Annotated in this window: 7 protein-coding genes; 2 read left to right on the forward strand and 5 right to left on the reverse strand. The window is 46.1% G+C overall.

From position 1 onward, the window contains the following. Window positions 1-24: 24 nt before the first annotated feature. Window positions 25-2,307: a 5-methyltetrahydropteroyltriglutamate--homocysteine S-methyltransferase gene (gene metE, locus ACF8EG_RS07190; RefSeq protein ID WP_023585308.1), complete on the reverse strand. Its 2,283-nt coding sequence runs from the start codon at window positions 2,305-2,307 to the stop codon at window positions 25-27. 445 nt (window positions 2,308-2,752) lie between these two features. On the opposite strand from metE, the gene metR reads away from it, so the two are divergent. Further along, complete coding sequence (gene metR / locus ACF8EG_RS07195) at window positions 2,753-3,664, forward strand: HTH-type transcriptional regulator MetR (RefSeq protein WP_005481610.1); 912 nt, start codon at window positions 2,753-2,755, stop codon at window positions 3,662-3,664. 20 nt (window positions 3,665-3,684) lie between these two features. Here the strand turns inward: metR and ACF8EG_RS07200 are convergent, their stop codons facing one another. The 3 genes from ACF8EG_RS07200 to ACF8EG_RS07210 form a co-directional block, all read right to left on the reverse strand. Then, a complete protein-coding gene (locus ACF8EG_RS07200; RefSeq protein ID WP_005457961.1) occupies window positions 3,685-3,885 on the reverse strand; it encodes a DUF4250 domain-containing protein in 201 nt (66 codons plus the stop codon). Between the two features lie 361 nt (window positions 3,886-4,246). Continuing rightward, entirely contained in the window at window positions 4,247-4,933 is a 687-nt protein-coding gene (locus ACF8EG_RS07205) for a hypothetical protein (RefSeq protein ID WP_021453098.1), read from the reverse strand. A gap of 164 nt (window positions 4,934-5,097) precedes the next feature. Beyond that, window positions 5,098-7,554, reverse strand: coding sequence for an EAL domain-containing protein (locus ACF8EG_RS07210; protein ID WP_069504628.1), 2,457 nt, complete (start codon window positions 7,552-7,554; stop codon window positions 5,098-5,100). A 432-nt stretch (window positions 7,555-7,986) separates the two neighbouring features. Between ACF8EG_RS07210 and ACF8EG_RS07215 the strand changes: the two genes are divergently transcribed. Further along, window positions 7,987-10,320: a YgiQ family radical SAM protein gene (locus ACF8EG_RS07215; protein ID WP_069504631.1), complete on the forward strand. Its 2,334-nt coding sequence runs from the start codon at window positions 7,987-7,989 to the stop codon at window positions 10,318-10,320. Between the two features lie 130 nt (window positions 10,321-10,450). Here the strand turns inward: ACF8EG_RS07215 and ACF8EG_RS07220 are convergent, their stop codons facing one another. Further along, on the reverse strand, window positions 10,451-12,547 hold the full coding sequence (locus ACF8EG_RS07220) for a methyl-accepting chemotaxis protein (protein WP_069504633.1): 2,097 nt from the start codon (window positions 12,545-12,547) through the stop codon (window positions 10,451-10,453). Between the last annotated feature and the right edge of the window lie 397 nt (window positions 12,548-12,944).

A 12,944-nucleotide genomic window follows, 5' to 3' on the forward strand; every position in this document is an offset into this window, starting at 1 on the left:
ACTTTAAATTGGTGAAGAGCTACCTTATGCAAGCTCTGCGCGAAGCTTCTTCGCAGCAGACACAAGGTTGGCAAGTGCAGCTTCCGTCTCTGCCCAGTTACGTGTTTTCAAACCACAGTCTGGGTTTACCCACAAACGTTGTACCGGAATCTTTTCTGCCGCTTTCTTAATTAAGCCTTCAATCCACTCTTCCGTCGGAATATTTGGTGAGTGAATGTCATAAACACCTGGGCCGATTTCGTTCGGGTAATTGAACTCTTCAAACGCTTTAAGCAGTTCCATATTTGAGCGTGACGTTTCAATGGTAATCACATCCGCATCGAGCGCTGCAACAGAATCGATGATTTCATTGAACTCGCTGTAACACATGTGAGTGTGAATCTGAGTTTCTGGTTTTGCACTCGCTGCTGAGATCTTAAATGCATTCACCGCCCATTCTAAGTACGCTTTGTGATCGCGCTTTTTCAACGGCAGACCTTCACGAATCGCAGGCTCATCGATTTGGATGATATTGATGCCTGCATCTTGCAAATCAGAAACCTCATCACGCAGTGCTAAAGCCAGTTGTTGCGCGATTTCTTGACGTGTGATGTCTTCACGCGGGAACGTCCAACATAGAATCGTCACTGGGCCAGTTAACATGCCTTTCATCTGCTTGCTGGTTAGCGATTGTGCGTACGTCGACCATTCAACCGTAATCGGCTTTTCACGCTCAATGTCGGCAACCACAATGGCTGGTTTCACACAGCGCGAACCGTAACTCTGTACCCAACCAAACTTCGTCGTTTGGAAGCCCGCCAAATTCTCCGCGAAGTATTCCACCATGTCGTTACGTTCTGCTTCACCATGCACAAGTACATCTAGGTCGAGCGCTTCTTGGCGTTTTACGGCATCCGCAATGTGTCCTTTAAGTGCTTGGATATAGTCGGACTCAGATAACTGACCAGTACGATAAGCACTGCGCTGAACACGGATTTCACCTGTTTGAGGGAAAGAACCGATAGTCGTGGTTGGCAACAAAGGTAAACCCAACACTTCAGCTTGATGCGCAGCACGCTCCGCGTAAGGTGCGCTGCGCTCGGCAAGTGAAGCTGTAATATTGTTTAAACGAGCTTGCACTTGGGGCTTATTCACATGTGTTGCCGTTTTACGTGCTTTGATTGGCTGGCTATAGGTATCACAAGCGAGAATCGCATTTTGATCACCGTCGAGTGCTCGGCCAAGCAAAGCGACTTCTGTCACTTTTTGTTTTGCGAATGCAAACCAGCTTTTCACTTCTTCACTTAGCTCTGTTTCCAGTTCCAGATCAACTGGGCTATGTAATAGAGAACATGAACTCGCCACCCAAAGCTTGTCGCCCAATTTCTCTTTGACTGGCTGTAGACGTTCAAGTTGCGCACTCAAATCCGAGCGCCACACGTTACGGCCATTCACAACTCCGGCAGAAAGCACCCAACCTTCTGGTAGTTTGGCAACCACGTCGTCAAGCTGCTGAGGCGCGGCAGACAAATCAACGTGCAAACCGTCCACTGGTAACTCAACAATTTTGTCTAGGGTATCGGTGACAGAATCGAAGTACGTCGTTAGCAGCACTTTCACATCGCTACGAATCACTTGGTATGCCAGCTTGAACGCGTCAGCCCACTGTTTTTCTAGCTCAAGCGACAAAATCGGCTCATCAATCTGAACCCACTCAACACCTTGGCTCGCCAGCTTAGCCAAAATAGCTTGGTAAGCCGTAAGCAATCGTGGCAGTAGCGTCAGGCGATCGAACCCTTCTTCTACCTCTTTACCTAAGTAAAGATAACTAACTGGGCCGAGCAATACCGGCTTCACTTTATGCCCAGCTTGGACTGCTTCGTTGATTTCTTCAAACAGTTGCGGCCAGCTCACTTCAAACGTATCGTCCTTGCTGAATTCAGGTACGATGTAGTGGTAGTTTGTGTTGAACCATTTAGTCATATCCGATGCTGCTGCACCCGCACAACCACAACCCGCTTGAGATTGACCACGACCCACTTTGAAGAGCGTATCGAGATTAGGAAAACCACCTGCGTGACGTTTTGGCACGTGACCCAATAGCAACGTCGTCGTCAATACATGATCGTACCAAGCGAAGTCGCCAGCGGTAGTAAAACTTAAACCAGCCTCTGTTTGTGTTTGCCAGTTTTTAGCGCGCAGATCTGCACCGACTTTCTTAAGCTCTGTTTGATCGATGTCACCGCGCCAGTATTTTTCCTGAGCGAATTTTAATTCTCGTTTTTCACCGATGCGTGGGTAACCGAGTATGTGCGTTGTTGTAGCCATGTCCCTATTCCTTTTTCAACCTTGTTCAATTTGTTTAGGTCAGAGCATCTTTCTCTAAATTCACAAGATGTCTGGATGGCTAAACTATCTCTCTCCTCTGTCGTTTGGACAACGTCCATTTATTCAACTTGTTTATTAAAAAAATTCATCATGGGTCGATTTCATTCGCAAATAAATTACAACAATAGACGTCTAGACGTTTACATATCCGTTTTTTGTCGTTAAGTTAGTTATGTCTGTCGCAGTCAATCAATACGTTTTAACAGCAATAAAAAATTGCTTGCGAGTTAAGTGGATTTGTTTGATAAGTGTTTATTCTTAAATCAAAAATTCAAAGTAGCTATTGAGTATTTCAACAAGACAGAGCATTAAGAAACCATATTGAGCCGTTGTTGACTGGGATAGGAATTCGTTCACGGCGAACCACAAAGGATGAAAGGGATTCATGATAGAGCTAAAACATTTGCGAACATTAACTTCGCTTCGAGACACCGGCTCGTTAACTGCTACGGCTACTGCCTTGCACTTAACGCAATCCGCTCTTTCTCACCAAATCAAAGATCTCGAATCTCGTATTGGCGGTCAGTTATTTTTACGCAAAACTCGCCCAGTGAAATTTACCTCTGAGGGTGAAATTCTCTTGCGCCTCGCGGAAGATATTTTGCCAAAGTTGGCAAGAGCAGAAAACGAACTGGCAAGTTTGAAAGAGGACGTCAACGGTCGATTACACATGGCGATCGAATGTCACTCATGCTTCCAATGGCTCATGCCTGCTCTAAGGGAATATCAATTGGCGTGGCCAAGCGTCACGTTGGATTTTTCGTCCGGCTTCGGGTTTGAGCCCCTACCCGCATTGTTGGCTGGCGAGTTAGATCTCGTTATCACGTCGGATATTCAACCCCGTTCTGAGGTACATTATGAACCGTTGTTTGACTTCGAAATGCGCCTGATTACTGCAACCAATCATCCATTAGCTGACAAAGAAATTATCGAACCACAAGATCTTGCCGATCAAACTATGCTCTCTTATCCGGTTCAAAAACAAAGATTGGACGTTGTTAAGCACTTCTTGCAGCCGGCCGGCGTCGAGCCTGCCAGATGGAAGCAAGCGGACAATACCTTAATGCTGGTGCAAATGGTTTCGGCAGGGTTGGGCGTTGCGGCGTTGCCAAACTGGGCGATATCCGAGTTTTCTCGTCAGGGGTTAATCACCAGTAAACCATTTGGCAAAGGTTTGTGGCGTCGTCTGTTCGCAGCAACGCGTAACTCTGAAAAAGATAAGCGTTATCTGCAAGCCTTCTTTGCGACGGCGAGACAACAATGCAAAAGCCATCTTGACGGCATCAAGATGGCTTAACAACAAGGAATCGATTGAGACTAGCGTTCGTACGCTTTGAATTGATTGGTGAGTGGGTCGTACTGATAACCAAGCATATCAAGTTTGCCCACCACCGACTCAACATCCATTTCGTAGACCGAAGCCAACTCGTCAAAACTGTCGCACTCTAAGCGTAGTTTTTCGTTGACGATACCCAACAAAATGATGCTATCCAGATTGCCTACATTGCTTAAATCCATCGCGACACTCCTCTTCGACAACGTATCAAGGTATATACCCAAGTGACTTCAAGATGTAGAGTTCAGAGCGTTGTCACTAATTCAAGTTCAAGACGGAATAGCCAGCTATTTCCAAGTTTTTTGACGATGAAATTGCTTTAGTGACACGCTCCCAAAGGGCGAGTTGTCTTGGTTCGCATGCTTTGTTAACAATTTTTGATTTAGAACCACTAGATCTTCAAATTGTTGCCTCGCCTTCAAACCAAGTCATTCTCGCTGAACCAAGCATCTCGAGGTTACTTGGGTATATACATACAGCGTAGACAGGATCTGGAGAATTTAAAGTGAGCTCACTCGAGATCGTGAACTCACTATCAGACTGTTAAACAGCCAGAGCAAACAAACCTTGTAGGCTTGTCATGGAAGCAAGAGCAAGCAGCAAAGCAATGCTCAGTTGCACTTTTTCTGGCGCCTTATGTGTGAAGATATGCCAACACCAAACCACAATGGTAGAGATAAGCAGCGCTAAAGAGATCAAAATCGGCTGCGTCGCGCTCGCAAGCGTAGCTTCATCCAATTGGTACGATGAAAATAAAATCGCAAGCACCAATAACATGCCAGAAACAATACCCGTTACGGGTAAAATACGGTGAAACGCCTGTAGTCGGCTACGGGCAATCGTAAGCAGCAATTGAGAGAACGACGCACCTAAGAAGAAGATCATCACAGCCATCGCTGCTGAAGCAGGCCAATTAGGCTGTTCAAACACTTGAATGCTCACGTAAGCAAACGCCAAACCATTCGCCAAATGCAGCGCCCACAACGGGCCCTTTTCACGCGTTTTCTTAGTCTGAACTTGAGAGTAGAAATAGAAAATCGCGAACACCACCATAAACGCTTCAATACGAAGTGATGCCACCGCAAGCCAAAGTACCCCTATCGCAGGCAACATTTTGTGGAGACGACCTCGCTGACCCGGACAAATATCGCCCTTGATCAAAAGCAAAGTCAGCAGCGCTTGTGCGCCAAATAACATTGGAGGGAAAGTAACCAGCAATTGTTGAATCATGTTGAATGCAAGCTCAAAAGTCGTTTTGGGGTGGCGATAATAGCAAATCACCTATCGCCAAACCACCTAAACTCTCCGCCTAACTTGCGATCCAAATTGCATCAAACAGGCTTAATGCTCATGCGTTCAATATTAAGCCTGTGCAGCAATACTTGACCTAGTCATTAGCAAGAAGCCAGATACTGCAAGGCATCATCTTGAGTGAGTAGCCCACGATATTCTTCTTTGGCGTCGCACAAGATCCAAGGGAAGCCTATACCAGCTTTGATCAAATCTCGAATGGCCGCTACTGGCAAACAGGCATCAACTTGTTCAAATGCGGTGCTCATCACCTGATTGACTGGCCGTTTCCAAAGTCGATGTTCGCGCTCGGTTTCTAAATCTGTCCCCATCGCTGGCGTCATGTGCAAGTTGACTTGCTCTTTGGTGATCAACCCAACGCAGCGGTTTTCATTGATGACCACCAAAGGTGCGCTTGGGCTCAGATTCATGTATTCCACCGCCAAAGACAGCGGTTCACCTGGGTCGAGTCGGCGCACATCGTGATGACATAACGACTGTAACATCGCATCTTGAGTCGGTTTAACCATCACACCATTAAAAAGTTTGTCATGAGCTTGAGCCGTATCGAGTAGTACGACTGGCAACGCCTGAGAAAAGAGAAAGCCCTGCATGTAATCAACACCAATACCAGCCAACACTTCGAGCTCGCGTTGTGACTCGACACCTTCGGCAACCACCTCGACGTTCAGCTTGTGTGCCAAATCGGTAATGGTTTTGACGATGTTATAACTTGTACTGCCCTCATGAATATTCTTGACGAACTTGCGGTCGATTTTTAGTACATCAAATTGCCCTTCTTCCAAATAAGAAAACGAAGAGTAGCCCGTACCAAAGTCGTCAATCGCAATTTGAATACCCTCTTGGCGAATCTGTTCTAACGCAAACGCGTGTTCTTCATCTTGCTCGAAATACGCGGTTTCTGTTAACTCAATAGTCACCAGTTTTGGGTTTACATCGCTGGCTTTAATCAAATCGAGCGATCGCTGGAGAACTTGCAATGAATCCAGCTTGGTATTCAACGAGCGATTAATGGAAAGTCCGATATTTTCGCCATAGATTTTTTGCAAATGTGGCCACTGCTTCAGCGCGGTTTGGCAAACAACGTCATCCAGCGCAGCGATCAACTCCAGGTCTTCAATGATGGAAATCATCTCTTGCGTGCTGTACTCGCTGTTTTCGTGATAGAAGCGCGCTAATGCCTCGAACTTCACCACATTGCCGGTTCGCGTTTCAATAATTGGCTGAAAATACACATCCACCAGCTCACTTTCAATTTGGGTTTTCAGGAACGTTTCCAAATGCTGACGTTTCACCAACTCGGCGTGAAGTTCACTGTTGTAAAAGTTGAAGTAGCCGTTTTCTCCAGCTTTCGAAGACACCATCGCTTGCGCCGCATGAGCAAGTGCCTGTTTGGGATTGTTGGTGTCATACCCAAGAACAGAAACCCCGGTTTGCCCTTCCACAATCGTAGCGTGCATTTTGTTCCCCATTTCACTTCTCAGCTCAGAAAAGAAGCCTTTCATGGCTATTTGAATCAAGCGCAAGGGGCTCAACCACTGACAATGTGGCGTTTGTAAACAGACCACAAAGACGTCTCGCGACAACTGCCCCGCAATGCTGGTGTAGCGACTACGCATGATAAAGTCCGCAAAACCTAGCTGTTGTTCCAACATGCATTTCTGGGCAAAGTTCGGTCTTAGCGTCATCACGATATTAAGGTCTTTGTGACCACTTTCGTTTGCGAGGTTATCCAATTGAAGTTCGAATTCATCTCTGGTTGGCAAAAATGCCGACCAGTCTTGCACTTGCTCACAACGATTTTTCATCCACAAAAGGGAAGCCGAGATATCCGTTGAAAAACCGAGAAAAAGCACACGCCCTGAATTGAATGTGAGGCGATAGATACACAAATGATGCGCTTGGTTACTGCCATTGGCTGTGCGGCTAAGAAGATTGCCGCTCCAATACCCTTCTTCATCAATGTGTTTCCAAAGTTGATCGTAGAACGCTTGGCTATGGTGAGAAGTGCTGAAGATGTAGGTTTTTAACCCAACGAGATCACGATTTTGATACCCCATCTGAAGCTCAAAGGCGCGATTGCAACCAAGAATACGCGTGTCCTCATCGGCAACGAGTACGCCGACGTTTGGCAAATCGAAGATGGTTTCAAGAATCTTCGCCAGCTCTTCACACCCAGTGATGGTCAGCTGAGGAATGATTGTGCCTTGAACAATCCGCTCGTTGAGCTTTTCAAAACTCATGGTGACATGAATGAGCTTGGCGTCACTAGGCATTAAGCAGCAAGAAAAATGCCCTTGCCCACCCATAAATTCGACGCCCGCAATGCGTTGACGACAAGCCTCTTGCTGCCCCATCAACATATATTGAAGCAGCTCATCTAAACTGTTAATCGGACGTTTAAAGCCAAAAGCATTGGCCATGCTTGGTTGGTCGCATTCAAACTCACGAGTATAGATGTCATAAGACCATTCCACGACCTGAGTGTGATTGGCTGCGTGCTGCACTTGTCCTTGTGCAATCGTTAGTGATTCGCTCATTTCCTAGCCCCCTTATTTTGGTCGGCCTTTTTGCTCTCCATTCAAAACCCAATGTCACTGTCGATGTTTGAGGAACCTTTAGGTTCTCTGTTCTGACTCGAAAGTTAACAGGTTAAGCCTTGCCGTTTTGAATGTTGCTTCGAGCATGCTCGGCACATGCACTTTTAACTATGCACTAATTTGATTATAGGCGAGTTTCAAATAAGCATTCCATTGCTTATCAAATGTATTAAAATTGCGACAAACAAATCTAAGCAGGCTAATAACCATAAGGCTTCAAAGGGGATATCAGATAAAAAATCGTCGATATAACAATGATATTTCTGCAAACCAAATAAAACTCGCTGAACTGGGCTTGAATAGATGAGTTTGTTATAGATACCTGATCATCAAATCGCTATAATTCGCGCTCCCTGGAACAGAGAGCAAAATATGACCAATAACATCACTCCTATTCATGAGTACAAAAAATACTGGGCAGAGTGTTTTGGTACGGCACCTTTCTTGCCGACCAGTCGCAAAGAAATGGATGCCCTAGGATGGGATAGCTGTGACATTATCATCGTAACCGGTGATGCTTACGTAGATCACCCGAGCTTTGGTATGGCTATCATTGGCCGTCTGCTAGAAGCGCAGGGTTTCCGTGTCGGTATCATTGCTCAACCAGAATGGCAAAACAAAGATGCGTTCATGCAGCTTGGTAAGCCAAATCTGTTCTTCGGGATCACTGCGGGTAACATGGACTCCATGATCAACCGTTACACCGCGGATAAAAAACTTCGTCACGATGACGCGTACACACCAAATAACGAAGGTGGCAAACGCCCAGACCGCGCGACTTTGGTTTACTCTCAGCGTTGTCGTGAAGCTTACAAAGAAGTACCAATTGTTTTAGGTGGTATCGAAGCTAGCCTACGCCGTGTTGCGCACTACGATTACTGGTCAGATAAAGTTCGCCGTTCGGTACTGTTTGATGCAAAAGCAGACATCCTACTTTTCGGTAACGCAGAACGCGCACTTGTAGAAGTAGCGCATCGCATTGCAAATGGCGAAGACATCAGCACCATGACCAATATTCGTGGTACTGCCGTGAACTTGCCAGCCGCGCCAGAAGGCTACACGGTTATCGATTCTTCTCGCATTGAAAAACCTCTTAAGGAAGCGTTCGTACCAAAGAACCCATACGAAGTAGAAACTCAGTGTGAAACTAAAAAAGATGAGCCAGTTGCACAACCAATCACGATTCGCCCATCACGCCACGATGCTGCGACAACTGCGGTTCGCCTGCCTTCGTTTGAAAAGCTAAGAAACGATCGCATTCTTTATGCTCATGCAAGTCGTGTATTGCATTTAGAAACGAACCCGTACTCAGGTCGAGCGTTACTTCAAAGCCATGGTGATCGTGAACTTTGGGTAAACCAAGCCCCAATCCCATTGACGACCGAAGAAATGGACTTTGTGTTTGGCCTGCCTTACGCGCGTGTTCCTCATCCTATGTACGGCAAAGCAAAAATTCCAGCGTATGACATGATCAAAACGTCTGTGAACATCATGCGTGGTTGTTTTGGTGGCTGTTCTTTCTGTTCAATTACCGAGCATGAAGGTCGAATTATTCAAAACCGCTCGAAAGAATCGATCATCAATGAGATTGAAGAAATTCGCGACAAAGTTCCGGGCTTTACCGGCACAATTTCCGATCTTGGTGGCCCGACTGCAAACATGTACCGCCTAGGTTGTAAAGATCCAAAAGCGGAAGCGAACTGTCGTCGTCCGTCTTGTGTATTCCCGGGCATCTGTAACAAGCTAAATACAGACCACAAACACACCATCGATCTATACCGCGAAGCGCGTAAAGTTGAAGGCGTGAAGAAAGTGATGGTCGCATCTGGCGTACGTTACGACCTTGCGATTGAATCACCAGAATATGTAAAAGAGCTCGTAACTCACCACGTAGGTGGTTACTTGAAGATTGCACCGGAACATACAGAGAAAGGCCCTCTTGATCTGATGATGAAACCGGGCATGGGCACGTACGATCGCTTTAAAGAAATGTTCGAGAAGTACAGTGCTGAAGCAGGCAAAAAGCAGTACTTAATCCCTTACTTTATCTCTGCGCACCCAGGCACAGAAGATGAAGACATGCTGAACCTTGCTCTGTGGCTGAAGAAAAACAACTTCGAGTGTGACCAAGTACAAAACTTCTACCCATCGCCGATGTGTAACGCAACATCAATGTACTACTCAGAGACTAACCCTCTGAAACGCGTGAAATACAAACAGCGCGAAGACATTCCAGTAGCGAAAGGTGAACGTCAACGTCGTTTGCACAAAGCACTACTGCGTTACCACGATCCTGCTAACTGGCCATTGATTCGTGAAGCACTGATCAACATGGGCAAGAAGCATTTGATTGGTGACAAACCAACATGTTTGGTTCCTGCTGAAGATATTGATGCTCAAACTCCAGCGCAACGTCGTAAGTCTGGCCGTCACGGGGCAAACCGCTTTGCAACCAAACATACCAAAAACCAACCAGGCTTCGGTGGTCATTTGAACAAACGCTCTGAAGGCGGTTCAAAAGATGGTAAACCATCTGGCAACCGTAACGGTTCTGGTAAAGTACAAGGTGGTCAACGCCCTGCTAGCAACGGCCAGCGCCCTAGCGGCAACGGTGCAAACCGCCCAGCAGGTAGCAAGCCGCAAGGCCAAGGTCGTCCACAAGGCCAAGGCAAACCAGCAGGTCAACGTAAGCCAAAACGTCGTTAGTTCATTAGAACTTGAATATTAAAAAGGGCTCCAGAGGTAACTCTGGAGCCCTTTTGTTTTGTTCGATATTTCTCGCCAATCGTTTTGCCGGAAATGAACCTAGTGAGCTGGCTTGAACTCACTCGCTTGATTAAGACAACTTGAACTTACTCAACTCACCGTGAAGATCACTGGCTTTTACTGTCAGTTCGTTACTGATCGCTACAGAAGATGACATGGTATCCATCACTTCCATCGCCGTATCATTAATCACAACCACATTGCGGTTGATCTCTTCCGACACCGAACTTTGCTCTTCTGCCGCTGAAGCGATCTGATTATTCATATCATTAATTACTTCAATAGCTTGGTTGATTTCGGCCAACGCCAACTGCGCTGCTTGTGTTTCTTCTTTGGTATCCACCGCTTGCTTCTGGCTTTGCTCCATCAACACGACGATTGATTGCGTTTCTTGCTCCAAACGAGCCAACATTGCACGAATTTCTTCTGTCGAGCCTTGCGTGCGCGTTGCAAGGTTGCGGACTTCATCGGCTACCACAGCAAAACCACGACCCGCTTCACCAGCACGCGCAGCTTCAATCGCAGCGTTCAGCGCCAACAAGTTGGTTTGATCGGCAATGCCACCAATCTCACTCAGAATACCCTGAATAGCCGTGCTTGAAGCCACCAAATTCTGCGTCTGGTGCTGTGCATCATTCACTTGCGAAGCGAGGTTATCCACCGCGCTTGCAGCATTGTCCATACGCGACATGCCATTCGCGCTATTGCTTTGAACTTGGCTTGCCGCCGCTGCTGCTTGTACCGCAGAATTTGCCACTTCTTGTGCGGTTGCGCTCATCTCATTAATCGCCGTTGCTAGCGAGTTGACTTCGTTCACTTGAACGTTCAGTTGATCTCTCGAAGCCGCCGCACGTGCTTGGCCTTCACTTGCGTTTTTATCAACTTGGTCTGCCGTCGCCATTACGGTTAAAAGCATTTCCTGAATGCGAGCGAGGAAAGTATTAAACCAGTGCGCCAGTTGGGCGGTTTCGTCCTTACCTTTCACCTCAATGCGGTAAGTTAGGTCGCCCTCGCCTTGTGCTGCGTCTTTAAAACGCTCCACTAAGTTAGTTAAAACTTTGCCCAACGAGGTCGCGATCATTGTCATCGCAACAATACCAATCAGAGCCGCAATAATCCCTGCCCACACTCCCTTTTCAAGAGCTTCTGCACTTTGTTCTTCACTCCATCGCTCGTAGTCATCCACGTTCTTTTTAAGGAAGCTACTGGGAACCGACACCATAACGATCCAAGGCGCATCGCTGGTGTCAATTGCAGTAATCGCATACTCATCCCCGCCAAACGTCACAAGGCCTGCGCCCTTTTGTTTCGCAATGGATTGAATACGAGCCCATTGAGACGCCAACTCATGAGAGACTTTCTTGCCCACTTGATCCGCTTGGCTGCTGTTCGCCAGTGTGATGCCTTTCCACGAAGAAATCAGAATACGGCCTTGTCCATCAAACAAGTCGCTCGCGTAATCTTCACTTTGGCTTTGTAACTCGTTCAATGACAAATCAAAACCGAGAGAGCCGATGATCTCGCCACGTAACTTGATTGGTTGGCTGATGGTCGTGATCAGTTCTTGTTTGCCGCGAACCGGATACATGTACGGTTCCATCACGAACGTTTTGCCCGTTTCGAAAGGCATCAAGTGCCAATCGTCTTTACGCTCACCGTTGTTGTTTAATTCAGTATTGCTAAAGCTATCCATCGCCACAACATCAAAACTGTTGTGCGAATTTGGCGAAAAGAATGGTGCTAAGTAGCCTTCGCTATTAAAGCCAAGGCTTTTGTCTTGAATCGTTGGCTCAACCCACGATGGCTTTTCCCATACCATGTAACCAGCAAACACAGCTTTGTTCTGAGCTTCTAGCGACGCAATAAACTGTTTAACAATAATGTCTGGCGTCGCGGCCGTCTCTGCGCTTAATTCGATAATTGAACGCGCTTGCTTTAAGTTCGCCAACACTGGCTCTAACTGGTTGGAAATATTCAGCCCTTGCTGAATCGCCGTATTGCTCAGGTCGGTCGTGGTGGCTTCGGTCAGTTGAGATTTTACTTTTGTAGTGATTTGTTCATTCACTTGCGTGAACGCATTGGTTGTCATACCCATTGCAATCAATAGAGTGAAGGCCATTGCCCCACCCGCAATGACAGCAATTCGAGTGCGTATACTGTTAAACATGATAGCCTCACAAATTGATTTTTATCTGGCATTAAGCATTGAAAGGATCATGGATTTTAAACAAGTAAAGTTAATGGGAGACTTTCATTTATGAATAGTTCAAGAACAGAAAATGTAGTTTTATTAATAAAAATAAAATAATGCAGCGTTTCGCTTATGCATGAAACCATTGATTTGATTGAATTATCTCAAAAAAAGAGAATCTAAGCGTTTGTATTTAAACGCAATAACCATATCTAAAAAATGGTTTTATAAAAAGTAAGAACCTTCCCTATCAAGTGCACTTGTGAAGATTGGCAATTATTAATAATGTGCTCAGTGTCACATAAATAATTCAGTATCTTCATGTTTTATATGGAGTTAACAGAACCAACCAATCTATACCATTTATATTTCA

The organism is Vibrio sp. YQ_11 (assembly GCF_043103065.1).
GTDB classification, from domain to species: Bacteria; Pseudomonadota; Gammaproteobacteria; order Enterobacterales; family Vibrionaceae; genus Vibrio; species Vibrio parahaemolyticus.